Consider the following 23,855-nt stretch of genomic DNA (forward strand, 5'->3'; position numbering starts at 1 on the left):
GGAACGACCTTCCTTACTGACTCTCGTCTGCTCAGCCGATCTCGTTACCCCGGTCGCCCGCGAAAAATCGCAGGAGCGCGGCCGCCGAGAGCTGGTGCTTGGGCAGGAACCCCCTGGCGCCGCACTCGGCGACCTCGCCGGCGAAGTCCCGTTCGTCGCGGACCGAGCACAGCACCACCTCGAAACCCTCGGCACGCAACGCGCGGCACACGGCGAACCCGTCGGTGTCGGTGAGCTGCACGTCCAGCAGGACCACGTCCGGCCGGTCCGCGCGAGCGGCCGCCACCGCCTCGACGCCCGTGCCCACCACACCCACCACCTGCACACCAGCGCTCGCGAGCAGCCGGCGTGCCAAGTCACGGAAAGCCGCCACGTCGTCCACGACGAGCACACGAAAGGGCATGCGCCGATGATCGACCGGGCAGGCCGCGCCGCACATCCGGGCACGCACCTAAATCTGGTGTTCAGGGCTGGCCCTGATGACGGCCCACCCGCGCCGCCGCAGGCTGGACCGGTGAGCGTCGAACTCCAGGTCCGCACGGCGACCCTCGCCGAGATGATCGGTCGCGGGCTGTCCGCGCGGCTGCGGCTGTTCTGCCCGCCGCCGGTCGGGAACGTCCACATCGACCACATCGACGTCTCGGGCATGCCGGCCCGCTGCGTCCAGGTGGGCGCGGCCGTGCACCTGCGGCTGGGACTGGACGTCTACCTGGTGTCGCGGGACGAGGTGCTGGCGGGCGGCGTGCCGCCGGGGAGCCGCACCCCCGCCGACCACGCTGTGCTCGTGCTGGAGATCGCGGTCGAGGGCGGCGAGCTGGCCGTGCGGTGTGTCGGTCTCGAGACGGCGCTGCCGGTGGACCGGCTCGTGGCCCGGATCGGTGTGGTGCTGCTGTTCGACCTCGGCGCCGCGCTGGCCGCGCTCGGCACGGGCACGTGGGGGCACGCCAGGGTCGAGACGGTTGAGGACGTCGTCGCCGTCCGGTTCGACCCGCACGGCCCGGCCACCCGGCGCGTCGGCGACGAGGACTGGTGCCTGTTCGTGGACGACGCGAGCATGGGGGATCTCGCGTCCCGCGGCATCGCGGACGCGCTGCACGCGCGCCTGACCGGCCCGGCCGTCGTGCCGCACTGGCGGCCCCGCCACGGCCGGCCGAACCTCGACATCGACTACTCCGGCAAGGTCGACGTCCCGGACCCGTTCACGGCGTCGGTGAGCGGGACACTGTGGTGTGGCCTGTCCTTCACCACACCGCCGTTCGACGTGCTGCGCACGTCGGTCGTCTACTCGGTGCATGTCGACCTCGGCCCGCTGGCGCCGGGGGCGGTCGAGTCGGCCGTGGAGGACGGGATCGCCGCGGCGCTGGACCCGGCGGCGCTGGGCGGGATGCGAACCGGGCCCACGTCGTTCACCCTCGACCGGCCGCTGCCCCGCCTCGGCACGCCGGACGGGGTGCGGTTCTGGTATGGCTCGCTGACCGCGACCGAAGCCGGCATGACGATCGCCGGCAGCGTGTTCCTCGGGGCGCCCGCACGCACCGACACACTGCGAGTGTCCAACTCGGGTTTCGGCGGCCCGCCCGAGCTGATGGTGTTCTGCTCGCAGGGCGCGACACCCGACACCGGCTTCGTGCCGCCCGGTCCGGACGCGCACGCGGTCGCGCGGGTGCTGCTCGGGAACTGCGGCCGGTTCGGGGACGTCGAGTTCCTGACCCCCGGCATCGCGCCCTACGTCACCGCGCCGGTGCCTGGGGCGAAGGAGGAGACCTGCCAGCTCACCGTGAACCTGGGCCCCGAGGCGGTCTTCACCGAGCCGATCCGCATGATCGTGCGCACCGCGCGGGGCGTGCGGCTGATCGACCTCGGCGTGCCGTCCCGTCCGGGCCCGCCTGGTGACGACGACGTGCCGGGAGCCGTCCCGGAGCTGATCTACGTCGACGACTGCCTGCACGAGCAGGCGCCACCGCAGACCCTCCAGGACTGGCAGGCCTGGTGGGAGGAGCAGCAGCAGATGGTCTGGGGCCCAGGAGACTGGGACACGTTCGTCCAGGGCGCCCAGGGCTTCACCACGCAGCTGGTGACGGTGGGCGGCCTCGACGGGGGTGAGATCGTGCGGCTCACGACACCGACGCACCGGATCGAGGTCACCGCCGACGGCGAGGGCCGCGCGGTGCTGCCCGCGATCGTCCGCGCCGACGCGCGGGGCCGCGCCACGATCCAACGCCTGAACCGCGCGCCCCTGACCCGGCTCGTCGAGTCCCGCGAGGCCCGCGTGTTCCTGCGGACCGCCGGCCCAGGGCAGGGGCTGGCGCCGGCCGGTCAGGCCGCGCCGCAGGTGGACCTGCCCGGCCTCGCGGCGACCTACAACGTGCCCGGGTTCACCGACGCGCCGGTTGCGATCGCGGAGATGACCGACGGGGAGCGGCTGGTGGTCGACCTCCGCGGCGCCGCGCCGCGCGTGGCCGGCACGTTTGCGGGTCCGATCGGGCACGTCGACCTCACGACCGGCCGAGCCGTCACGACCAACGGCCAGGAGTTCTCGATCGTCCCATAAGGAGTGTCATGCACGTGTTCCGGTCGCCCCGCTTCGCCGGGAACGCCTTGCTGGAGGAAATTCTCAACGACCCGGACACCGGTGAGCTGAAGCTCGGTCCCGGCAGTCCGGCGAATGCTGTGCTGCCCGTGCAGCAGGCGTTGTTCGACCTGCAGTGGACCCAGACGCTGCGTCCGCCGGTGCTCGAGCGGTCCGTGTTCGTCATCGGGATCTACGGGCCGCTGACCACCCGGACCGTGCTCAACTACAAGGAGCACTACGACATCCACTTCCCGCCCGACGAGCCCACCGGTTTCGTCGACGGTTTCACCGGGCCGAGGACGTTGAACAAACTGGATCACCAGTGCGTCCTGTTCGACGAGTGCGACGCCGCGATCGCCGCCAAGGCGGTGGAAGTGGGGGCGGCCACCGGTGTCCAATACAACCTGCCGACTTTCCCGGTCCTGGGCACCACCGGCGCGATGCGGCTTTCGTCCTCAGGCGGCCCACCCGGCGAGATCAGCCGCATCTCCTACAAGCGTCACGTCGGCGCGTTCCTGGTGACCTCGACGTTCTTCCACGCCTACCAGCAACATGGCGAGGAGACGGGTCCACTCGGCTTCCCGATCGCCGACGAGACCTTCGACGGCGCCGCCATCGTGCAGAGCTTCGAGAACGGCTCGCTACGCGCCGAGAACGGCGCCGTCGCCGTGGAGATCACCGGCCCGGACGATGGCGCCCCGATCTTCTTCGACGCGGACAGCTTCTGACGGCGGCCGCAGAAGGCTCAGTCGAGCGGGACCACGTCCGCGAACACGACCCGCTCGGCCAGTTCGCCGCCAGGGTGGGGTTCCTGGACCAGTTCGACGTCGCCGATGTAGAACCGTTCTACCTCGCGCACGTAGAGCCGGTAGGCACCCTCATCTGGGACGGTCAGTTCGGGCAATGGCACGTCGAGGCCGCCGGACACGGTCTGCACCCGCAGCCAGGACGGCACCCCGCCCACGTCCATCCCGGGCGCCGGGACCGCCAGGACAGGTCCGATCGCCGTGAGGGCCACCGTGTTCGGGTCGGCGTCGCAGCGTTCCAGGATGGCGTCCACCCGGTTCGTCCGGCCGGAGCCGCTCATCGGGCCCCGGCCCGTCAGCGTGACGCGCAGGCCGCCGACCGTGCGCTCGATCGTGAGTGTCCGATCGGGGAACAGCGGCACCGGGTCCAGCACGACTACAGTGGACAGTTCCATCCCTGTCATGCTCGCGTGCTGGTACCTGGCCACCGCGAGCCGCGCCAGCGGGCAGTACGTCCGGTCCCGCACCGAGGTGATCGCCACATCGGAGAAACACCTGCTTTCCTTGTGCTGCACCGCGTACGGGTTCGCCATCACGTCCGTGCCCAGCTCGGCCAGCGGCACCGGCCGCCGGTCACCCGTCAGATCCACACAGGACTCCGGGTCGAGCCACCGCGCGGCGGCGATCTCGTCGCCGCTCATGAAGAAAGTGTTCGAGTCGTAGATCGGGTCCCGGCCGACCTCGCTCACGTACGGCTGCACGGCGACCGGCGGGTCGGCGTCCACGCGGGTGAGCACCGCGAGTGCCTCCCCACGGCCGCTGGAGAACCACGGGCGGGCCAGCTCGACCCGTAGCCGGCCGCCGAGCCGGCTGTGGGTGACCACCGCGCCGACCTGGTAGCTCCACCCGGCGGGTGTGTCGCGCTGCCACCGGAACACCGGTGTCACCCCGAGCACGGTCGGCGGGTCCGGTCGCGCGGTGCTGAGCACCGGGTCCGTCCTCGGTGTCGCCTCCGCTACGAACAGGTTCGCGGGCTCGTCCGCCGCGAAATACTGCCGGAACCGGGTCGTCGCCGTCGCCTCGTAGGTCACCGCGCGGTGTTTGGTGTCGCCGAAGTCGTGGCGCAGCAACGGCAACGTGTCGTCACCGCGGTGGACCACGATCGAACGCACCAGCACGGACCTCTGTTCCTCGCTCGGCGACTCCGCCGAGGGGTCGTCGACCAGCTCGTCCCACCTGGCCACGACGTCGAGCTGCGCGGTGCTCGCGGAGTCGAGGGCGAGCAGGGGAGTCAGCGATACGTCCGTCGCACCCAGGGCCCTGGCCACGCGCAGTTCGCCAGCCGGGTCGCGCAGCGGCCTGCGGACCGCGTGCACGAGCGAGAACGTCCGTGCGGGCGTAGCCATCGGGTGCCTGCCCTTGACCGCGAGGTCCTCGCCGACCGCGGGCAGGTACGTCTTGATCGCGAAGTCCGACAGGTCGTCGCGGCGCACGTACGACGAGACCTCGACCGTCGCCTCACCCGCCGGCGGCAGCGTCACGACCGCCACCCCGTCGTCGAACGACAGCGCCGGCCGGGACCCCGGCGCGCCAGGCGCCAGCACCAGCCGCTTCTCTGCCGTCGTGGGCCACGGCCCCCACGCGTCGTCCGCGACCTGTCCGTCCGCGCCGGCCAGGAACACGGTCACCCCGGCCGCGGCCGGGTCGGGCAGCGGCTCGACCGGCTCGGCCGTCTCGACGGCCGGCACGCCGTCCCAGGTCACGTTCATCGCCCTGGCGGCCCGCGCCCAGGTCGCCTCGTCGGCGTGGTCGAGCACGCCGTGCTGCTCGGCGAGCTCGAACGTGGTCGCCGGCGCCAGCAGCACGCGCTCGTCGTTGGCGGGGTAGACCGCGTCGCCGTCGCGCACCACCAGGCGGTCGATGGTGCCGCCAGGACCGAGCACGGCGGGATCGACGTGCCCGGCGGCGTCCACGAGGCCGGTCGGCTCCCGCAACCGCGGCGGTGGCACGGGTTCGTACCGCGCGTACCCGATGAGGTCGGACGCGCCGTCGTTCTCGCCGTCGCCGGCGCCGAGGCCGCCGCCGGCGAGGTCGGCGATCCGCACCCGCATCCGGTAGTCCGAGCCGAACCGCAGCGGCGGCAGCGTGCCGTCGGGCACCCGCAGCCCCCAGACGAAGCCGAACGGCATCGCGTGGCTGCGCCGCGGCCGCGACCGGTCTGCGGAACGGTCGAGCACGGGCCTGGGCACCACCAGGCTCCACCCGTTCCACCGGGCCACTACCTCGTCGGTGCGCAGCACCCGGTCAGGGCCCGCCATCTCGATCGTTGCCGCGTTGGCCTTGAGGTGGCCTTCCTCGCCCTTGTCGTCGAGCGCGACCTGCTGGCCGGCGACGGTGTAGTCGCCGGCCAGCAGGCACAGCGGCAGCCAGTCGTCCACGCCCTGCGGCTTGATGTCGACGCGGTAGCCCAGCATCAGGTCCTCGGCCGTGAACGGCGGCGCCTGCGCACCCTCTCGATCGAGGTTCGCCCGCGCGGACCTGGTCCGGCGGCTGAAGTGCTCGAGGCGACCGGGGTGCAGCAGCATCAGCCCGGCCGACCGCAGCGCGGGCATCGCCGCGGGTCCTGTGCCGGCGAGCAGGGCGCGTGCCGCGTCGCGCAGCTTGTTCGCCGCGCCCTCGACGTCGCACGTGGCGACCTCCCAGCGCGCCCTGGGACCCAGCGGCTCGAACGCCGGTGCGCCCGCGAGGTCGAGCAGACCGTCCCGCACGTCCCCGGCGGCGTGCGGCACGAACAGCCGCCCGTCGAACTCGTAGGCCGTCCACGGCGAGCTGATCGTGGCCGCGACGGTGGGCGCTGGCCAGGTGACCCGGATCAGGAACGGGTCGTCCCTGGTCGAGCGAGGCAGACCCTCGACCGTCAGCTCGAGCACCAGCCCGAGTGCACGCAGGACGGCCGGGTGCTCACGCAGGTGGTCGACGGCGCCGTGGAAGTCCAGCGGCGGCCGGTCCGGCCACTCCGGCGGGCCCTGCACGGGCGGGGGCGGCGTGATCGGGTCCGCGTCGTCCCAGGAAGCGATGGTGGTGGCGACCGCCGCGTCGGCGGCCGGTCCCGGCGTCGACAGCGCCGCCGCGGACTCCGCGAACGACGTCACGACCCGATCCGCGTCCCGGGACGTCTCGACGACCTCCGGGGGATCGTGGGGCGTTGGCGGTGTCGCTGGCCGCACGGCGACCCCGTCGAACGCGGCCCGCCACAACTGCGACCGGCCGGTGGACACCAGCGCGTGCCCGACCTGCTGGATCTCCCCGCCCGGTGACCGGATCTCCACCACGAGCGCGGCGCCGCGGGCGGCGGCCGGCCAGTCCGCCATCCCCACGGTGGACAGGTCGTCCTGGAGCCGGGGCACCACGACGACCCGCAGCCGGTCCGGCCGCGCGCCGGGCACCGTCACGAAGACCAGCTCACTCATGGTCAAGCCTCCCGGCGAACGCGCCGCGGTATCGGCGCCAGGTGTCCAGCGGGTGCTCGACCGGCGCCGCCTCTGCCAACAGGGCCATCGGCCGCGACGCCGGGTCGCTGCCGCCGACGAACTCCCAGTCGCCGCTGTCCAGTTCCAGCGACGCCGAGTAGAACGTCAGGTCGATGTCCACGACGAGCGTCGCCCGCCCCACCATGCTGTTGCGCGCCCCGTCGTAGGTCAGCTCCAGCCGCAGCTCCACCGACACCGAGATCAGGCCGAGCAGCTCGACCGCACCGCCCAGCCGCAGGAAACCCGTCAGGTGGGGCTCGCCCGCGGCGTCCATCAGATAGCGGATCCCGCCCATGGCGTGTACCTCGGCGGAGGCGATGCCGAAGTTCACCGCGATCGACGCCCCGAACTCCAGCGCCGCCTCCAGTCGGCGCAGGCCGCCGCTGTCGACCTCCAGCTCCAGGTACCCGCCGCCGCCGAACATCAGCACGCTCAGGTTGAAGGGCGCGGCGCGGCTGGCGAACGCCAGCGTCGTGCTGACCGGCCGGCCGTCGAAGGGCACCTCCACCGCGGCGGCGAACACGATGTTGCGCAACGCGAACGCACCGCACGACACCGACGGCACCGGCAGGCTGTACCTGGCCTGAATCCCCTGTGGCGTCACGGAGATCGTCGGCGCGGCGGTGCCGAGCCCGACCTTGCGTTCCAGCTCCTGCAGGAAGCCCAGGAGGCCCACGAAGCTCGCCGTGACCGGGCCGATCGAAAGGGACGGCACCTGCCGCGCGTGGTGGGTGAACGTCAACGACGAGAACCGCAGGCGCAGCAGCTCCGGCCCGGTCGCCGGCAGCCGCAGCTCGAAGGCGCTCAGTGAGCACGTGGTGCTCGCCTCGGGCACACCGGTGACCACGTCCAGCCGCATCGTCGTGCCCTCGCTGACGAACGGCGGCGAGTCGTGGAGTTCCACGTTCTCCCACAGCATCCGCACCTCGGGTGGCCTGCCGTCCACAAAGGACTGTGTGATCGCGGGCGGCGCCGTGAGCCCGCCGGTGCCGAGCAGCGTCGTGATCGGCAGACCGAGCAGCGTCGCGCCGGCGCCCATGATCTTCTCGGGATCGAACCCGCCGCCTGGCAGCGCCGCGGCGCTCTGCACCAAGCCGTGCGCGCGGGAGATCGCGTCCGGGGCCAGCTGTGGCGCGATGAGCCCGCCAGAGCCCATGCTCCGACCCACGAAGTCGATTGCGGCGTCGCCGCCCAGCCGCAGCGCCACGTCTTCGGCGGCGCCGTGGTCGAGGAACCCCTCCGCGTAGGTGACCAGGGTCCCGCCCTCGCTACCCTGCAACGCCCGCACCGCCGGCAGGGCGACGTCGACCGCCCATCGTTCTGCCTGGCTGCCGGCCACCGGGCCCAGCGTCGGCGCGAACACGTTCGCGTGCCCGTTGCCCACGATGTTGAGGCGGTGCACCTCGTGCACGTCGGTGGCGCTGCCCGCGCCGACCAGGTCGATTCGCGCGCCGGACGTCGCCACCACGCCGGCCCCGCCGCGCTGCCACTCCTGGTCCAGGATCCGCAACGCCTCCGGATCGGTCGTCGTGTGAAACTCACCTAGCGCGGCGTCGCCCGCACGGGACTCGTCGAACACGAGCAGAAGCGGCATCGACACGTGCACGTCGCCCTGCGTGCCCGCGAGCCGGACGGAGAACCGGTACTCGGCGCCACCCTTCGTGAGTCGCGCGTACAGCGGCACCTCCTCCACCGCGCCGCCCAGCAGGGACTCGAGGTAGCCGATCTCGTCCCGGATGGCGCGCCACCGCTCGACCTCCGGCGGGGGATGCTCGCCGTGCGGGGTCTCGAAGACCTCCTCGGGGCTCGCCGGCGCGAAGTCGCGCATCGTGTGCCCCGGCCCGTAGAGCACGTCGAGCGCGGCCTGCTCCGCCTCGGCGAGATAGGTCCGCTGCTGGTCGATCAGCAGCTGGAGGAGCCCGGCGTCGGGTGCCGGTCGTCGCATGGTCACCGGGACGAGGGGGTCGAGGCCCGTGACGGCGTTCTCGACGATTTCCACCGCGCCGAACGGGAACGCGTGCGCGAGCCGCGCATCCTCCGGCCTGGCACGCACGCGTTCGGTGAGCACGACCGTGCGGGTCTGCTTCAGACCGAGGATCGATGGCCGCCACGGCAGGTAGACCCGCTCGGTCAGCTGGACGTACTCGACCCGGTGCCCGAAGGGCCACAGCACGCACTTCCACGCGTTGCGCACCCGGACGTCGCGCCCGAGCCGCGCGTGGTGCTCCCACGCGAAGGCACCCCAGTCCGCCCGGACCGACAGGGTGCCGCCGAGGCTGCTGAGCTCCAGCCGCTCGCACGCCGCGGGTGCGGTCGAGGAGTACCGGTGGATCGTGCTCCGCGTGAACTGGTCCAGCGAGGGCCGGAAGTTCGCCTCCGGCGTCGCCGCCAGCTGCTCGTCGAGCGACCGCAGGACGAGGCCGTTCGCGCTGCCCACCACGGTCCGCCACACGGCCACGTCGAAGCTTCCGGCCGTGTGCTCGTGCGTGCAGACGACCTCGGCGCCCGACCCCGCCTCCGGCGAGAGCACCAACCGCCACGGCAGCTCGATCGCGGTCGCCGCGGAGAACACCGGCGTTCCCCGCACCGCCGCGAGGATGCCTTCCACCGTCAAGGTGATCACGGCGCCCTCGTGGAACAGGAACGTCACCCGGCTGGGGCCCGCCGCCCGCGAGCGAAGGTGCTCGGTGAAGGCGTACCACGGCGGCGGACCGTCATCGTTGACCTGCTCGGCGATGTGCTGCGGCGGGAATGTCAGCGTCAGCATCGCCTCGACGCCCGCCCGCAGCGCCGGGCCCGCCACCACGTCGAACCCGTGCCACGACACACCGAGCACGACGTGGTCGGCGGCACGCACCAGCAAGAAGTCCGGGGTCACCAGCCCAGAGTGGGCCGCGCCGGCCGTCACGGCATCAGTGCCAGCCCTGATTCGGGGTGCGTGGCGACGTCAGGTGTGCGTCCGTTGTGACCCGTACGATCCTCGCCGCGAGCGCGAGGGGTGTGTTACGCATTCGGTGACCGCAACGGTGTTCACGAAGATTCCGCCCGCGCCTACGACCGTGATCGGAGATCGTCAGCGACAACCCGCGGCCGGCGGCGCGGTGATCCCGGTAGCCAGCGTTCTGTCCGTTCACGGTGGCCGTCTTCGATCGATTCTTCGCAGGCGCCCCCTCCTCGTAGGTCACCTGAACCTCGATGAACGGCAACGGGCGTTTCCCACCCGTGCTACGTGCCGAACCAGATTCCGTGAGTCTCGTACCGTTCGGCGATGATGCTGCCTCGTGTCACAGAACGGCGTGGGTCTTCCATGCGCTCAACGTGACTCTCCACTTTCTGCACCACGGGTCGCGTAGAGCTTCGCTGCTTTTCCCGCCATGTACCGGATCACCTCTTCATCATGACGACGGATCCGCCAGGCGGTCGAACACCAGACCGCTGGACGACTCACCTCGGCCGGTCCGTTTGTGCTTACCGAGACGGCATCTCCGAACCGTCCTACTGGACGCGGCTGGTCGGGAGGCTCTCCCTCCGTCCTGCGCCAGGTGCTCCTCGACATCAGGACCTGGAAGTACCACGGCCTTCACGTGTCGGTGGACGTCGTCGTCACAGCGGAAGACCTATGCCTGCACGACTGGCGGGCCGAACTGGGGAATCCGTCTACGGCGCGGTACGTGAGGATCCTGTTCGACGGTGATCCCGGTTTCGCCGACTACGTGTCGCTGAGGCGGCTGGTGGTGGCAGGTGTCGTGTCAGCCGACGACCAGGTGCTGGAGCGGGCGATGCGGCTGGACCTGTACACGTTCGACTTGCCCGTGCTCGACGTCCAGCCCGTCGACGCTGGGGGCGTCCTCGCGTGGGCGGAGGACGCCCGATCCTCGTGGAGGTCACAGCGTGGCTAGCTGCACGGCCTTCGCCATCGCCTCGAAGCCTTTGTCGCCGGGGTGCAGGTGGTCGCCCTCGTCGTAGTCCGGCCTGATCCGCTGCGGGTCCGCCGATTCGCGGATGACTTGGGCGAAATCGACCACGGCGTCGAAGTCGCGGCTCGTGCGGATGAACGAGTTTATGGCCTGCCGCACGGCCTCCAGCCCCCTGGTGTAGCTGTTCCAGCCCTTGAACGGCGTGATCGTCGCGCCGACCACGCCGCTTGTACGGCGTCAGCGCTGGGGGCGCGTGTGCCGCCCGGAAAGTCATCGCAGCTCTGAACAGTGATGTTCTTCTAGCTGCGAGCATGTTCGGGTGATCGTTTCGCTGTTGTACAAGATGGTCTGCAAGTTGCTGTCTGTTCCGGTGGTTCTGCTTCGCAGTGAGGCAGCCAAGGATGCGGAGCTTCTGGTCCTGCGGCACGACAACGTCGTGCTTCGTCGGCAGTTGACCGGGCGGCTCCGTTACGGGCCCGCGGACCGGTGCTGGTTCGCCGCGCTGTCGAGACTGGTGGACCGCTCGCGCTGGAAGGTGGTTTTTCCGGTTACTCCTGGGACGTTGCTCGGCTGGCATCGCAGGTTCCTGTCCTGGAAGTGGGACTACACCGCGCGTCGGCGGACCGGGCGTCCCTCCACTCAGACTGCGATCAGGGCGCTCGTGCTCCGGCTTGCCAGAGAGAATCCGCGGTGGGGACATCGGCGGATCCATGGCGAGCCGGTTCGGCTTGGTCATCGCCTGGGCGCCTTGACGGTCTGGGATATCTTGAACCGCGCGGGCATCGATCCGGCACCGCGGCGAGGCGGTCCGACCTGGCGCGAGTTTCTGACCGCGCAGGCGGACGGCATCATCGCGGCGGACTTCTTCCACATCGACACCGTGCTCGGCGCGCGTCTGTACCCGTTGGCGTTTCTCGAACACGGCACCAGGCGCCTTCACATCACCGGCGTCACCGGGCATCCGACGCGGGACTGGGCGGTGCAGCAGGCGAGGAACCTGGTCGGCGAACTCGGAGCACGCATAGACTCACTGTGCTTCCTGCTGCGTGACCGCGACGGCAAATACGGCAACGCTTTCGACGCCGTGTTTGAGGCAGAGGAACTGCGTGTGATTGCGACTGCGCCGAACTCCGCGGATGAACGCGCAGTGCGAACGGATCATCGGCAGCATCCGCCGCGAGGTTCTCGACCACGTCCTCATCCTGGGAGAAGCTCACGTGCGTGAAGTCCTCGCGGCTTACCAAGCGCATTGCAACGAGCGCCGGCCTCACCAGGCACGGGACCAGCGACCACCAGGCATCCAACAGCACCTCGCAGCGGCGCGTGACCTCGACATCCTTCGCCGTCGACCACTACGCACCCGGATTCTCGGTGGGGTGATCAACGAGCACAGGTACGCCGCGTGAGCTGCAGCGATGACTTTCGAGCGGCACAGCCGAGACGAGGAAGCTGAAGACAGAACACTGGAAGCAAGAGAGCTGTTAACCCGGCTTCAGGTATGACCCGCTAAACCTCCGCGGCTCAGCTTCCACAACGTCTCCGGGCGGTGATGTGGAGGTGCAGCAACAGTGCCAAGTCCGCTCATGCCGCTGATCGCGTTGCTCGAGCGAGCTCGTGCCGATAGCGCAGATGCCTTGTCGTGCACCGAGAGAAGCCGGGCCTTCAGGGTTTGGGGTTGTTCTCTGTCGTCTGTGCGGCAGAGGTGACGGCATACTGGTTCGATGCCTCACGATGCCGAAGTGCCGCAGGAGCGGGTGGCCAACACGGTGGACGCCGAGGTGGTCGGGACGGTGCTGCAGGCGGGCACGATCACCGGCGGGGTGCACATCCATCAGCCGCGCACGGTAGGTCCTGCCGCTGTCTTGCCGTTTCGGGTTGGGGTCGTGCCGCCGCGTGCAACATCCTTTCAAAAGCGTGCCGCTAGTGATCTGGTGGCGTCAGTGCTGGACGCTGGGGACGCGGCGGTGCCGATCTCCGACAGCGCGGGGCAGGCCACAGTGCTCACGGGGCTGGGCGGAGTGGGCAAGACTCAACTGGCGGCTGAGTACGCCGAGCGTGTGTGGGCCGCGGGCGAGGTCGAGCTGTTGGTGTGGGTGACGGCGGGGTCGCGGGAGGCGATCATGTCGACCTACGCCCGCGCGGTCGCGATGTTGACCGGTGTGGAGGATTCCGATCCGGCGCGGTCTGCGCGGTCGCTCTTGGAGTGGCTGGCCGGAACGGCGGTGTCATGGCTGGTGGTACTTGACGACGTACAGACTCCAGGTGACCTGGTGGGGTTGTGGCCGCCGCTGACAGAGCAGGGCCTGTGGGGTGCCAGAACTCTGCACTCGCCCGCTGAGCTGCAGTGATTGGGTTCTGTCGGTCTGACGGCATGATCGTGGGCGTGGCGCTGCGACTGCTGTACCTCGTCTTTGTTCAGCTCGGTGGCTGGTTGGTTCTGCTCGGCCGGTCGTCGGCGGTGAAGGATGTGGAGTTGCTGGTGCTGCGACACGAGGTCGCGGTGCTGCGCCGTACCCATGGCCGTCCGCGTCTGGACTGGGCTGATCGCGCGGTGTTCGCTATGTTGGTGCGGCGGTTGCCTGTCTGGTTGAGGGAGCACCGATTGGTGTCCCCCAGCACAGTGTTGCGGTGGCATCGGCGCTTGGTCGCCAAGAAGTGGACCTACCCGAACCGGACTGGACGACCGCGGATCGATGAGACCGTCGTGGCGTTGATCGAGCGGATGGCGCGGGAGAACGCCGGCTGGGGTTACCGCCGTATCCACGGTGAACTGCTCAAGCTCGGCCACCATGCAGCCGCGTCAACTGTCCGCCGCGTACTGAAGCGACTGCGGGTACCGCCCTCGCCGAGCCGGGATACCGACACGTCGTGGCGGCGGTTCCTGTGTGCTCAAGCGGCAAGCATGCTGGCGTGCGACTTCTTCCACGTCGACTGCGCCGTCACGTTGAAACGGGTGTACGTGTTCTTCGTGATGGAGGTCGGCACTCGCTACGTCCACATCCTCGGCACCACCACCAATCCTGACGGGCAGTGGACCACACAGCAAGCCCGCAATCTCCTTCTGAGCCTCGAGGATCGGGCCAGCGACTTTCGATTCCTAGTCCGCGACCGGGCAGGTCAGTTCACGGTGTCGTTCGATTCTGTTCTCGCTGACGCGGGGATCGATGTCGTGAAGATCCCGCCACGGTGTCCGCGGGCGAACTGCTACGCCGAACGTTTCGTCGGCACGATCAGACGAGAGCTCACAGACCGGCTGCTCATCATCAACGAGCATCACCTCAAGTCAGTGCTGAACCGCTATGTGTCCCACTACAACCACCGACGACCACACCGAGCGCGACACCACACCCCACCACGACCCGATCACCCGATTGCAGGGCCACGCTGTAGGTCCGTACGTCGTCGGCGAGTACTAGGTGGGCTGATCAACGAGTACGAACCTGCAGTTGCTTGATGCGCAGGTCAGCCCTATCGGAGCATGTTTTGGCACCCCACAGGAACACCGTCACTGACTGGCGGTCGACGTGAGCCGTCAACAGGACCCGGTCTCCGGAACTGACACCTGCCACGCGGCGGGCGTCGGCGGGGAGCCGGAGATAGCCCTCTTTAGTGGGCTTGAAGACGCCGTGCGGATCAGCGGTCACGACGAGCAAGCCGTCGTGTTCACGAATGTTGAGCCGGGTTCCCGCATGCCAGCCCAGCGCGGCTGTGACGTGGCGGTCTGCGACTCGGCCGCGGTGGTCGACAGTGGCCATCCGATACAGCACGTTCGTCAGGCGAGGCGGCCGTGACGCAGGAACGACGATGAGCGGAAGAGGCTGACCAGCGGCACGGGCAGATGCGCCCGCCGCTTTTCCTGGCGCGGTATCCGGGACGATCGGCCGGATGTAGGAAATCGTCATCGAACGCCACCTGCACGTGGCGCGGAAACGCAAAACAGGTGCTCAAGTGGACTTGAACACCTGCCACGTAGACGTCGCAAATTTGCGACATTTTCGTGTCCGAGGGGGGACTTGAACCCCCACCCCCTTTCGGGGACTAGCACCTCAAGCTAGCGCGTCTGCCATTCCGCCACCCGGACGTATTTAGTTCTGCCTCGGCTCGCGCCGTGGTGTGTGCCTAGATTACATGATCGTCGGTGTGGGCCAAAATCGGGGGGTTGGGCTGCTGTTTGTGCTGGTTGTGGCCTTGTGGTGGGGCTAGGGTTCCTGGCGTGCGGGAGCTGACTGAGTGGTTGCTCGACTCTGATCCTGCGTTGCGGTGGCAGGTGCGGCGGGATCTTCTGGGGGAGCCTGAGGCTGTGTGACGGGCTACTCGTGGGCTTGTGGCTCGTGAGAGGTTTGGGGCTCGGTTGCTTGCTGCTCAGGGGACGACGGGGTGTGGGCCGGTGGGGCCTTCTTTCCCGCTGGGTGTGACCGGGGTTTGGCTGGTCAGCCTTGGACGGCTACCACCTGGTCGTTGACTTCTCTGCGGGAGTGGGGTGCTGGGGCGGACTGCTGAGTTGCTTGCGGCTGGGTGTCGGTGGGAGTACCAGGACCTGCCCTATTGGGTGGGGAGGTTGACTGCTGCATCAACTCCTGGACGTTGGCCAACGGGGTGTGGCTAGGGGTTGATGTCGGAGGGATCGCTGAGTGGTTCGTGGGCCATCAGCTTGGGGCGGTGGGTGGAACTGCGAGTGGGTTGAGGGGTCCGAGAGGTCTTCGTTCCACTCGATGCTCAACTCGGTGAAGGGGTTGCTGGTTCACGAGTCGGCGACCGGCGGGACTGCGGCCAGTCGGGCTGCTCGGCGGGGTGGGGAGGAGTACCTGCTCGAGCGGGGTTGTTTCGGCGGTTGTCCACTGGGGAGGTGGTGGGGACTGGGCTTTGCAGTTCCGGTCGCCGTTTCGGTGGGGGTACAGCGTGCTCAACGCCATGGATCACTTTTGGCGGGCTGGCGGAAGGATCCTTGGATGGCTGAGGCTGTGGAGATCATTCGGGCGGCTCGGCGGGGCGACGGGACGTGGGCGCAGTTCGGGCGGCATGTTGGGGACGTGTGGTTCGAGGTCGACGTGCCTGCTGGGGAGCCGTCCAGGTGGCTCACCTTGTACGGAACAAGGGTTCTTCAGTGGTGGGATCGCTAGATCCAGCCTTTGGCCCTGGCGAAGCGGGCTGCTTCGTGGCGGTTCGAGGCGCCGGTTTTGCCTACCGCTGAGGAGAGGTAGTTGCGGACTGTGCCTGGGGAGAGGGAGGCGCGGCGCGCTATCTCGTCGATGGGGGCGCCTTCTAGTGCCAGTTCCAGTACGTCTGCTTCTCGTGGGGTTAGTGGGCTGTCGCCGGCGCTGATTGCTTCTGCTGCCAGGGCTGGGTCCACGTAGCGGCCGCCTGTGTGGACGGTTCTGACCACTGTGGCCAGGACGTCTGACGAGACGGTTTTTGGCAGGAAGCCGCGTACTCCTGCTGCCAGGGCTCGTTTGAGGTGGCCGGGGCGGCCGTGGCTGGTGACGATCATGGTGGAGCAACTGGGGAGCTCTACGGCTAGGGATTGGGCTACTGAGACGCCGTCCAGGTCTGGCATTTGCAGGTCGATGACGGCCACGTCCGGGTGGACCACTCGGGCGGTGGCCAGGGCTTCCTTGCCGGTGGCTGCTTGGGCTACTACCTCCAGGTCGTCCTCTAGGGACAGGAGTGCGGCCATGGCGCCTCGGATGAGGTGTTCGTCGTCGGCCAGCAGGATGCGGATCACGGGAGCTCCACGGTCAGGACGAAGCGGTGGGGAGCTTCTGGGGTCGCGGTCACGGAGCCGCCCAGGGCTGCTACGCGTTCGTGCAGGCCTGTCAGGCCGCTGCCGAAGCGGAACGGGGAGGACGAGGCGCCGTCGTTGGTCATGGTCAGTACTTTGCCTCGCAACGTGATCGTGCACGTGCGGGCCTCGCTGTGGCGCAGGACGTTGGTGACGCCCTCGCGGACGGCCCAGCCCAGGGCGCCTGCCTGTTCGCCTTCCACGGTCACGTCGCCGATCACGCGGCAGTCGATGCCGGCGGAGGCCAGCAGCGAGCGCGCGCCTGCCAGCTCGACGGAGAGGTCGGCGGTGCGGTAGCCGCTGACGACGGCGCGGAGTTCGTCCAGGGATTCCTGGGCTATTCGGCGGACTTCGAGCATTTCGTCGATGGCGGCGGAGGAACGGTCGCGGCGGGCCAGTTGGGCCGCGAGGTCCGCTTTCAGGGCCACGGCCGAGAGGTTGCGGCCCACCACGTCGTGCAGGTCGCGGGCGAAGCGCAGGCGTTCCTCGGCCACGGCCAGGTTCGCGCGGACCTCGCGTGAGCGGTCCAGTTCCCACACGATCCGCAGCATCCACAGGGTCGAGCGGAACGCGCCCACCAGGAACTGCAGCATCAGGGTGATGAACAGGGCGTGGCCCTGCGGTGCGGTGAGGAGCATCCATCCGCCGCCGGCCAGGGCCAGCAGGACGAGGGTGCGCGGGCGCAGCACGGCGGACAGGGTGGTGATCGCCAGGACGAGGAAGATCACCGAGATGCCGTCGCCGGGGCTGTCCGGCTTGCCGGGCAACGGGTCCGGGTAGAAGAGCTGTCCGACGCCCAGCACGACGCAGGTGGCGACGAGGTAGGTCGTCAGCAGGCGGCGGGGGAACGGCGAGCGGTCCAGGTGGTGCTCGACGCCCAGGTGGACCAGGCGGATGCTCAGGACCACGTAGGCCAGCACCGTCGTGATCAGGACGATCAGACCGACGGTGCCGACCTCGTTGGCGAAGCCGGTGATCAGCAGCGGTGGCAGGAACACGTAGCTGAGGTAGAACGTGTAGCGGACGAACAGGTCGAACCGCGCCGCGTTGCCACGCGACCGCCACCAGCCGAGCAAGTTCACCTCCGCGGGTCCCACCTGAACCACTGCCGCACAGCGTAGGTCCCCAGCACGATCCACACCGCCAGGACGCTCACCGGCTTCAGCACGGGGCCGTCGGCCCAGCCGGCGCGCAGCAGCTCGAGCACCGGTGTCAGAGGCAGGTACTGCAGCACCGTCGCGAGACCCGACGGCAGCACCGACAGCGGGAACACCAGGCCGGAGCCGAGCATGCACGCCATCAGCACGGGCAACGACGTCACCTGCGCCATCTCGACGGTCCGGGTGAACGCCGAGGACGCCGCCGCCAGCAGCACGAACACCGCGGTACCGCCGAGCACCCCGAGCAGGATGAACCACGGACGGGCCGGCAGCGCGACGCCGGTGATCACCCCGACGACCGCCGAGTACAGCACCATCTGACCCAGCGCCACCACGACGGACGGCAGCGCGGCGCCGGCCAGGATCTCCGGGTCGGTCAGCTCGCCGACGCGCAGCCGCTTGAGCACCAGCTCCTCGCGCCGCGCGACGAACGTGGTCACGAGGTTGTAGTACACCGCCATCAGCAGCGCGAACCCGACCAGGCCGACGACCAGCGGCACCCCGTCGGCGTCCACCGAGTACAGCACCGGCGCCAGCAACAACGGCAGCAGCAGCGAGTTGAACAGCGCGGTCCTGTTGCGCCAGAACAACTTCAGCTCGGCCTTTCCAATGGCCACGGCCCTCATGCCGCCTCCTCCGCGATCGCCAGGAACGCCTCTTCGAGAGACGCCGACCGGGCGTCCAATCCGGACAGTTCGACGTTGTTGTGTGCGGCCCACACCAGGAGCTCGTGCAGCGTCGACTGCAGTTCGTTGGTCCGCACGGTCACGCGTCCCGACGACTCCACGTCGGCGACGACGGGCAGCGCGACCCCGGACGGCGGCGTGAACGAGATGCGCGACGGATACGCGTCGACCACCTCGGACACCGTTCCCTGCGCCACGATCCGGCCCCGGTGCATGATCGCCAGCCGGTCGGCCAGCGCCTGCGCCTCCTCCAGGTAGTGCGTGGTCAGCAGCACGGTCACGCCCTCGCGCAGCAGGGCACGGATCAGCTCCCACGTGTTCCGCCGGCTCTCCGGGTCGAGCCCGGTGGTCGGCTCGTCGAGGAACAGCACCTCCGGCTTCCCCAGCAACGCGAGCGCGAGGTCCAGCCGCCGCCGCTCGCCCCCGGACAGCTGCTTCACCCGCACCGAGGCCCGATGCGCCAGGTCGACCAGCGCCAACGCCTCGTCGACGGGTCGCGGCGACGTCAGGGTCCCCGCCCACATGCGCGCGGCCTCCGCCACCGTGAGGTCGGGCGGGAAACCGCCTTCCTGCAACATCACGCCCATCCGCGGCCGCACGAGAGAACGCTCCGCGAACGGATCGTGGCCCAGCACGCGCACGGACCCCTCGGCCGGACGTGAGAGCCCCTCCACCACCTCCACCGTCGAGGTCTTCCCCGCACCATTGGTGCCGAGCAGAGCGAACATCTCGCCCTTCTCCACCTCGAACGACACGCCCCGCACAGCCTCGAAACCTCCGCTGTACCGGCGGGTCAGCCCCCGCACCTCGATCGCTGTCATGTCTCCACGATCTCGGTGAGAACGGACAATCGGCAGTGCCGCCAAACATCAGTTACTCATGACAGACGTCATGGGTGGGTACCGCTGACGAGCGCGTCCACCACCACAGAGGCCGGTTCGGACAGGTTCAGCCACGCGACGACGACGCGCTGACGCTCTCGTGAGCGCACCCGGATCACCTGCACGCCGTGCGGTACCAACGTGGCCAACGGCTCGGGCAAAGTCGTGATGCCCGCACCGGACGCCACGAGCTGGAGCTTGGCCAGCCAGTCACGGGCCACGTGCGCGACGACGACCCGCTCATCCAGGCCGGGCCAGACGCCGAACCCCGGCGGGCCGGCGATCCACGCCCAGCCGCGCAGGTCGGCCACAGTGATGAAGTCCTTGTGCGCCAGCGGATGCATCGAGGGAACGGCCAGCAGCAGCTCGCGTTCGTCGAGCACCTTCGTGCGCAACGCGGGCGTCTCGTCGTCCAGTGGCGGGAACGGCGGCTCGGACGCGAGCACCGCGATGTCCACCGTGCGTGCCCGTAAAGCTCGTACCAACGACGCTGTCGTGCCGTCGCGCGTGGTCACCGTCAGCGCCGGATGACTGCGCCGCAACGCCGCGAGCGCCGACGGCACCAGCGTGCCGCCCGCGCTGGTGAACCACCCCAGCCGCACGGTGCCCGCGGTCGCCGGCAGCCCGGACAGCTCACGGCTCGCCGCGTCGAGCTGCACGAGCACCAGACCCGCGTGCCGCAGCAGCACGTGCCCCGTATCGGTCAGTTGCACGCCATCGCGCTGACGGTCGAACAACGGCGCGCGCACGACCCGCTCGAGAGCGGCGATCTGCCGGGTGACCGCCGACTGCGTGTAGCCCAGCGCGGTGGCCGCGGCGCTCAGCGAGCCGCGCTCGGCCACCTCCTGGAACACCCGCAACGCCACCAGCGGAACCGCAGTGAGGTCCATGACCCAGATGTATACGGGCTGAGGGTGGTATCGCCCCTGAATCTCGGTGATCTCGCGGTCTCCGTTGAACGCCCCGCAGGTCTGCTGGTGCCAGGAGAGTGGTAATCTCACGATCGTGCTAAAACAAATCTGGGGGAGCACATGACAGTGGGACTGGTGGCGGCGCTGGCGGGGCTGGCGCTGCTCGACTCGACGAGCATCGGGACGTTGTTCATCCCGATCTGGCTCATGCTGACACCGGGACGGCTGAAGCTCAGCAGGTTCGCCGTCTACCTCGGCACCATCACGGTCTTCTACTTCGGCGTCGGCGTTCTGATCGTGCTCGGCGCGACGCGGCTGATCGGCCATCTCGACAGCCCGGTGGCGTTGTGGATCCAGCTGGTGATCGGCGTCTTCCTGTTCGCGATCAGCTTCCGCTTCGACAGCAAGAAGAAGACGAACACCGGGAAGTGGCAGAACCGGATCAACGCCAACGGGTCCGCGGTCGCGCTGGCCGGGGTCGCGGTGCTGGCGGGCGTGGTCGAGCTCGCGACGATGCTGCCGTACCTGGGCGCGATCGGGATGATGAGCGCCGCCGACCTGCGACCGGCCCAGATCGGGCTGCTGCTGGCCGGGTACTGCCTGGTCATGATCGTGCCGGCGCTGGTGCTGCTCGGCGCGAGGCTCGCGCTGCGGTCGAGGGTCGAGCCGTTCCTGACGCGGATCAGCACGTGGTTCGCGGAGAAGGGGGCGGGTGCGACCGGATGGATCCTCGGCATCGCCGGGTTCCTGGTGGCACGCGATGCCATCGCTCGGCTGTTCTTCCTGTGAACCATTTGGTCCAGTTGGCTGAACGACCCGGTTTCGTTTTCCTCCTACACTCGCCAGGGTGACTGGGCTGGACGATCCGCGCAGATCGGTCCCGCGCGAACTGGCGCCGTTGCTCCGAATGGAAGTGACGCCCGTTTCGGTGAGCATTTTCGAGGCGATCGAGAAATCGATTCCGGAATACAGCACGTTCCGGGAGAACGTCGTCGACGGAATCCGGCAGGCGTTGGTGAAGTTCGTCGACCGCATCGCCGCGCCGGATTCCGAGCCCGATCCGCACGACGACATCCACCGCAAGCTCGGCGCGTGGGAGTTCAAGTCCGGCCGCAGCCTCGACAGCCTGCAGGCGGCCTACCGGATCGGCGCGCGGGTGGCGTGGCGGCACGTCTGCGGGTTCGCCGAGCAGCGCGCGCTGTCACTGCGCTCGATGTCGGTGCTGGGCGAGGCGATGATCGCCCACGTCGACGAGCTGGTGAGCCTGTCGGTCGAGGGGTACGCGGCCGCCCAGGCGAGTGCGGCGGGCACGCTGGAACGCAAGCGGCGCAAGCTGATGGAGCTGCTCGTCGCCGACTCCGCCGGCAACTGGCAGGCGGTGCTGGACGCGGCGCGGGCGGCGGCGTGGCCGATGCCGGACCGGCTGGTGGCGGTGGCGCTCGAGCCGTCCGCCGCGCCCGCCGACGACCTGCCGGCCGACGTGCTGGTCAACTTCGAGGACACCACGCCGTACCTGCTGGTGCCGAACCCCGCCGCGGTGACGCGCTGGCTCCGCGGGGCGCTGCCGGGGTGGCGGGCGGCGGTCGGCCTGCCCGTGGCTCCTCAGGAGGTGAGCAGGTCACTGGCCTGCGCACGCCGGGTCCTCGCCCTCTCCAGGGAGAAGGTGCTGCCGGACCGGCCGGTCCTCGACTGCGCCGACCACATCGTCGAACTGACCGTGCTGGCGGACGAGTTCCTGGCCCGCCAGCTCGCCGAACGGGCGCTGGCGCCGCTCGCCCCGCTCACCGACCTGCAACGCACCAAGCTCGCCGAGACGCTGCTGGTGTGGCTGTCGGCGCGGGGCGGGGCGCCCGAGGTCGCCGCCCGGCTGAAGGTGCACCCGCAGACCGTGCGCTACCGCGTCAACCAGTTGGACGAACTGTTCGGCGACCGGATGCACGACGCCGGAGAGCGGTTCAACCTCGAACTGGCGCTGCGCGCGCACTATTTGTTGCTGCGCGACTGACAAAGAGCAGGAAGCCATTTCGTACGCAGGTGACAAAAGCCGGTTTTCGCTTGCCTTGCCGAATCAAAGCTGGCTACTTTACTGGCGAGTAAAGCAACACCGCCTTCTTGCAGTTCAATGACGTACTCCAGGAGGTCCCTGCAGATGAAGACCGGACTTTTCACGCGCGCAGCCGCAGTTCTGATGGTTGCCGGAGCGCTGAGCGTGGCGACGGCCGGCACGAGTTCCGCCGCGACCGCCGAGCTGAGCCTCACCTACTCGTGCCAGTTCTCGGTCGCGGGCACGCACGACGTGCCGACCGTGGTCAGCTCACCGAACCTGCCGGACTCGGCCGTCGTCGGGGTGCCGACCGCGCCGGCGTCGGCGACGGTGACGTCCACCGTGTCCGACGACGTCCGCAACACGCTGTGGTGGATCGGCGGCCGTTCCGTCGACGGCACGCTCACCACGAACATCGCCGTGGACAACGCCGGCAGCGTCCAGAACCTGTCGTCGACGCTGACCATCCCGAACACGCCGGTTCCCTCGTCCGGCACGTTCCAGGTCGTCGCCAGCGGCACCCTGCCCGCGCTGACGCTGGCCAACGCCGGCACGACGTCGATCAACCTCGGCAACGCGGACCTGGCGCTGACGCCGCGCTACGACAACGGCGAGCCGACCTGGATCGGCGTCGTCCACGTCCCCTGCACCGTCGTCGCGGGCCAGCCCACCAAGTTCTACGAGTTCACGGTGGCGTAGGGCTCGTCCCGTGATGGGATGAGCGCATGGAGCTGCAGCAGCTGGTGGACCAGATCGCCTCAGAGGTCACGCCAGGTGGCACCTCAGCCGGCTACATCCCGGCATTGGCCAGGATCGACCCGCACGCCTTCGGCCTCGCCGTCGCCACACTGGACGGCGAGGTCTTCGGCGCGGGGCAGTACGACCGGCCGTTCTCGATCCAGAGCATCTCCAAGGCGTTCACGCTCGCCCTGGCCCTCGCCGAGAACGACGACGTGTGGACCCGCGTCGGCCGAGAACCGTCCGGCTCGCCGTTCAACTCGCTGGTCCAGCTGGAGACCGAGCAGGGCATCCCGCGCAACCCCGTTCATCAACGCGGGCGCCGTCGTCGTCACGGACCACCTGGGACTCGGCGCCGCCGACCGGCTCCTCGGCTTCCTGCGGCAGGAGAGCGGCAACCCCGCACTGGGCGTCGACGCCGAAGTCGCGAAGTCCGAGTCGGACAACAGCGACCGCAACCGCGCGCTCGCGCACTTCATGGCCTCCTACGGCAACATGCGCAACCCCGTCGACGTGGTGCTGCACGAGTACGTGCGGCAGTGCTCGATCGCGATGAGCTGCGCCGATCTGGCCCGCGCCACCCTCTTCCTCGCCCGCCACGGCGTCCGCAACGACGGCACCCGGCTCCTCGGCGTGAGCGGAGCCAAGCGCGTCAACGCCGTGATGCTCACGTGCGGCACCTACGACGCCGCCGGCCAGTTCGCCTACCGCGTCGGACTGCCCGGCAAGAGCGGCGTCGGCGGAGGGATCATCGCCGTCGTCCCCGGGAAGTGCGCGATCTGCGTGTGGAGTCCAGGATTGGACGCACGGGGCAACTCCGTCGCGGGAGTCGACGCGCTGGACCGTTTCACCACTCTCACAGGCTGGTCCGTGTTCTGACAGGTGATAGGA

The 23,855-nt window shown here is 69.4% G+C and carries 19 protein-coding genes, 1 tRNA gene and 2 pseudogenes; 11 read left to right on the plus strand and 11 right to left on the minus strand.

The genetic code is table 11. The annotated features are described in order from the left end of the window. Positions 1-31 precede the first annotated feature (31 nt). Positions 32-403, minus strand: a complete 372-nt coding sequence (locus IEY88_RS14545; RefSeq protein ID WP_189155211.1) for a response regulator — start codon at positions 401-403, stop codon at positions 32-34. 111 nt (positions 404-514) lie between these two features. On the opposite strand from IEY88_RS14545, the gene IEY88_RS14550 reads away from it, so the two are divergent. Next, positions 515-2,551 (plus strand): hypothetical protein, encoded by a 2,037-nt coding sequence (locus tag IEY88_RS14550; RefSeq protein ID WP_189155212.1) that lies wholly within the window; start codon positions 515-517, stop codon positions 2,549-2,551. A gap of 8 nt (positions 2,552-2,559) precedes the next feature. Next, positions 2,560-3,300 (plus strand): LGFP repeat-containing protein, encoded by a 741-nt coding sequence (locus IEY88_RS14555; RefSeq protein WP_189155213.1) that lies wholly within the window; start codon positions 2,560-2,562, stop codon positions 3,298-3,300. Positions 3,301-3,317: 17 nt separating this feature from the next. On the opposite strand, the gene IEY88_RS14560 is transcribed toward IEY88_RS14555, so the two are convergent. Together IEY88_RS14560 and IEY88_RS14565 are read right to left on the minus strand one after the other, a co-directional pair. Continuing rightward, positions 3,318-6,788 carry a hypothetical protein gene (locus IEY88_RS14560; protein WP_189155214.1) on the minus strand — a complete coding sequence of 1,157 codons (3,471 nt, stop codon included), beginning with the start codon at positions 6,786-6,788 and terminating at the stop codon, positions 3,318-3,320. Further along, entirely contained in the window at positions 6,781-9,726 is a 2,946-nt protein-coding gene (locus tag IEY88_RS14565) for a hypothetical protein (RefSeq protein ID WP_189155215.1), read from the minus strand. The genes IEY88_RS14560 and IEY88_RS14565 overlap by 8 nt, the downstream gene beginning before the upstream one ends. 664 nt (positions 9,727-10,390) lie before the next feature. Here IEY88_RS14565 and IEY88_RS14570 point away from each other — a divergent pair. After that, complete coding sequence (locus IEY88_RS14570) at positions 10,391-10,747, plus strand: hypothetical protein (RefSeq protein ID WP_189155216.1); 357 nt, start codon at positions 10,391-10,393, stop codon at positions 10,745-10,747. Here the strand turns inward: IEY88_RS14570 and IEY88_RS14575 are convergent. Continuing rightward, positions 10,733-10,987 (minus strand): annotated as a pseudogene (locus IEY88_RS14575) (SGNH/GDSL hydrolase family protein); the annotation flags it as partial. The gene IEY88_RS14570 and the pseudogene IEY88_RS14575 sit on opposite strands and share 15 nt — an antisense overlap. A gap of 97 nt (positions 10,988-11,084) precedes the next feature. Between IEY88_RS14575 and IEY88_RS14580 the strand changes: the two are divergent. From IEY88_RS14580 to IEY88_RS14590, 4 genes are all read left to right on the plus strand, one after another. Beyond that, a complete protein-coding gene (locus IEY88_RS14580) occupies positions 11,085-11,990 on the plus strand; it encodes an integrase (protein ID WP_229693383.1) in 906 nt (301 codons plus the stop codon). After that, positions 11,902-12,171 (plus strand): integrase core domain-containing protein, encoded by a 270-nt coding sequence (locus IEY88_RS45480; protein WP_373294087.1) that lies wholly within the window; start codon positions 11,902-11,904, stop codon positions 12,169-12,171. Before IEY88_RS14580 ends, IEY88_RS45480 begins: the two co-directional genes overlap by 89 nt. A 315-nt stretch (positions 12,172-12,486) precedes the next feature. Beyond that, positions 12,487-13,113 carry an NB-ARC domain-containing protein gene (locus IEY88_RS14585; RefSeq protein WP_189155218.1) on the plus strand — a complete coding sequence of 209 codons (627 nt, stop codon included), beginning with the start codon at positions 12,487-12,489 and terminating at the stop codon, positions 13,111-13,113. Positions 13,114-13,148: 35 nt separating this feature from the next. Next, a complete protein-coding gene (locus tag IEY88_RS14590) occupies positions 13,149-14,219 on the plus strand; it encodes an integrase core domain-containing protein (RefSeq protein ID WP_189155219.1) in 1,071 nt (356 codons plus the stop codon). On the opposite strand, the gene IEY88_RS14595 is transcribed toward IEY88_RS14590, so the two are convergent. The 7 genes from IEY88_RS14595 to IEY88_RS14625 all read right to left on the minus strand — a co-directional run bounded on the left by IEY88_RS14595 (position 14,191) and on the right by IEY88_RS14625 (position 20,161). Continuing rightward, a complete protein-coding gene (locus IEY88_RS14595; protein ID WP_189155220.1) occupies positions 14,191-14,667 on the minus strand; it encodes a hypothetical protein in 477 nt (158 codons plus the stop codon). The two genes, IEY88_RS14590 and IEY88_RS14595, sit on opposite strands and share 29 nt — an antisense overlap. A 96-nt stretch (positions 14,668-14,763) precedes the next feature. Next, positions 14,764-14,846, minus strand: a tRNA-Leu gene (locus tag IEY88_RS14600). A 1,035-nt stretch (positions 14,847-15,881) separates the two neighbouring features. Next, positions 15,882-16,487 carry a response regulator transcription factor gene (locus IEY88_RS14605; protein WP_189155221.1) on the minus strand — a complete coding sequence of 202 codons (606 nt, stop codon included), beginning with the start codon at positions 16,485-16,487 and terminating at the stop codon, positions 15,882-15,884. After that, complete coding sequence (locus IEY88_RS44220) at positions 16,484-17,650, minus strand: sensor histidine kinase (RefSeq protein WP_229693384.1); 1,167 nt, start codon at positions 17,648-17,650, stop codon at positions 16,484-16,486. The genes IEY88_RS14605 and IEY88_RS44220 overlap by 4 nt, the downstream gene beginning before the upstream one ends. Beyond that, positions 17,623-18,330, minus strand: a complete 708-nt coding sequence (locus IEY88_RS14615) for an ABC transporter permease (protein WP_189155222.1) — start codon at positions 18,328-18,330, stop codon at positions 17,623-17,625. Before IEY88_RS14615 ends, IEY88_RS44220 begins: the two co-directional genes overlap by 28 nt. Beyond that, entirely contained in the window at positions 18,327-19,211 is an 885-nt protein-coding gene (locus IEY88_RS14620; protein ID WP_189155223.1) for an ABC transporter ATP-binding protein, read from the minus strand. Before IEY88_RS14620 ends, IEY88_RS14615 begins: the two co-directional genes overlap by 4 nt. Positions 19,212-19,279: 68 nt before the next feature. Continuing rightward, the gene (locus IEY88_RS14625; protein ID WP_189155224.1) at positions 19,280-20,161 is read right to left on the minus strand and encodes a LysR family transcriptional regulator; all 882 of its coding nucleotides are present in this window, start codon (positions 20,159-20,161) and stop codon (positions 19,280-19,282) included. Between the two features lie 141 nt (positions 20,162-20,302). Between IEY88_RS14625 and IEY88_RS14630 the strand changes: the two genes are divergently transcribed. From IEY88_RS14630 to IEY88_RS14645, 4 genes and pseudogenes are all read left to right on the plus strand, one after another. Continuing rightward, entirely contained in the window at positions 20,303-20,971 is a 669-nt protein-coding gene (locus IEY88_RS14630; protein ID WP_189155225.1) for a GAP family protein, read from the plus strand. A 58-nt stretch (positions 20,972-21,029) separates the two neighbouring features. After that, positions 21,030-22,187, plus strand: a complete 1,158-nt coding sequence (locus IEY88_RS14635; protein ID WP_189155226.1) for a PucR family transcriptional regulator — start codon at positions 21,030-21,032, stop codon at positions 22,185-22,187. A 144-nt stretch (positions 22,188-22,331) separates the two neighbouring features. Next, entirely contained in the window at positions 22,332-22,925 is a 594-nt protein-coding gene (locus IEY88_RS14640; RefSeq protein WP_189155227.1) for a DUF6801 domain-containing protein, read from the plus strand. Between the two features lie 26 nt (positions 22,926-22,951). Next, positions 22,952-23,843 (plus strand): annotated as a pseudogene (locus IEY88_RS14645) (glutaminase). Positions 23,844-23,855: the final 12 nt, after the last annotated feature.

The sequence above is a fragment of the Lentzea pudingi genome, from assembly GCF_014646255.1.
GTDB classification, from domain to species: domain Bacteria; phylum Actinomycetota; class Actinomycetes; order Mycobacteriales; family Pseudonocardiaceae; genus Lentzea; species Lentzea pudingi.